General features: G+C 65.9%; 2 protein-coding genes. Both read right to left on the reverse strand.

Annotation, left to right across the window (positions count from 1 at the left end):
* Nucleotides 1-170 precede the first annotated feature (170 nt).
* The gene (locus ACY34I_RS40420) at nucleotides 171-305 is read right to left on the reverse strand and encodes a hypothetical protein (RefSeq protein WP_462760833.1); all 135 of its coding nucleotides are present in this window, start codon (nucleotides 303-305) and stop codon (nucleotides 171-173) included.
* A gap of 252 nt (nucleotides 306-557) precedes the next feature.
* On the reverse strand, nucleotides 558-836 hold the full coding sequence (locus ACY34I_RS40425) for a type II toxin-antitoxin system Phd/YefM family antitoxin (RefSeq protein ID WP_462760834.1): 279 nt from the start codon (nucleotides 834-836) through the stop codon (nucleotides 558-560).
* Between the last annotated feature and the right edge of the window lie 318 nt (nucleotides 837-1,154).

The raw sequence follows: 1,154 nt of genomic DNA on the forward strand, positions 1-1,154 counted from the left end.
TCATCGCCTCGACAACACCGATGCCGGAGAACCAGCGCTTACGCCCGACCCACGTCACCTGAATCTCTCCCGGGTCAACCCATACGCCTAGCACCAGCGGGATACACCGAGACGCTGCGCGGCTTTTAAGGGGAGGTTCCACAGGGTCAATCTATGATCACTGATGCTTCCTAATCAAGTCGGTGAGCCTTGGCGCATTCGAGCAGTCGCCGGTCGTAGGTGACGAAGGCGATGAGTGCTGTTCCGGACTCGTTGGTCAGAACCTGGGCGGTGGCGAGGTGGATGGCGTCGAGGCTGCGTAGCATCGGCCTCAGCGAACGCGGCTGCAGTCGCGCGGATCGTACTGTCGATCTCCAGTCGGAAGAGCCGCCCGACGGCCGCCGGCACTCCGATCAAGGCTTGCGGAGCTGATCGGCGCAACGCTCCGGGCACTTCCACCTCGACGAGAGCGGAGGAGACCAGCGGCACATCGTCGTGGGTGTTGAGCCAGGAGACAAGGTCAGCACTGCATGCCTCCTGCCGAACCAGCTTGACGACGGCAGCGGAATCGAGGTAGATCACCAGCGCTCCTCGTCGTGCATTCCGGCGAGCGTGGCGGCCACGTCCACATCCTCGTCACCGAGCTTCGGTGGAAGCGGAACGGGACCGCCGCCGGTCGGGGCAACGGCCCGTCCCGCAGCTACCAGCTTGGCCAGCATCGACCGGTCGTCGCCCACCGGAACAAGTCGGGCGATCGGGTGCCCGCGATCGGTGATCTCGACGGTCTCGCCGCCGCTCACCCGAGCCAACACCTGGCTCGTGTTCTGGTTCAGCTCCCGGACACCGATGCGTTCCATGGACAAGAGTGTCGAACTAAATGTTCTACCTTGCCAGTTGCTCGCGTGACCAGGACTGCCTCCCGCCAGGACCGGAACCGGCGGCACCAGGCAGAGGGCCACTGCGACTCGGGCCGTTCACCAAGGGCGTGCGGGTTTCGACGGTCCGTGTGCGCCGATCAGGAGGCCCACCCGGTGCTCCCCGCGCGATGCGGCAACCCAACCGACCACCGCCCGCTCCTCGGGTGGCCCCGCAGGTCGGCCGGAAGCCGGCGTGGGGCCGACTTGGCTGGATTGATGCCGGCCGGAGTTGTCGTATCCGGGCCGCGTTGTTCGTAG

Source organism: Micromonospora sp. RTBAU3-60, assembly GCF_054963695.1.

Coding starts and splice junctions, on each gene's coding strand:
- ACY34I_RS40425 (WP_462760834.1), bottom strand. CDS start 836: ATGGAACGCATCGGTGTCCGGGAGCTGAACCAGAACACGAGCCAGGTG.
- ACY34I_RS40420 (WP_462760833.1), bottom strand. CDS start 305: ATGCTACGCAGCCTCGACGCCATCCACCTCGCCACCGCCCAGGTTCTG.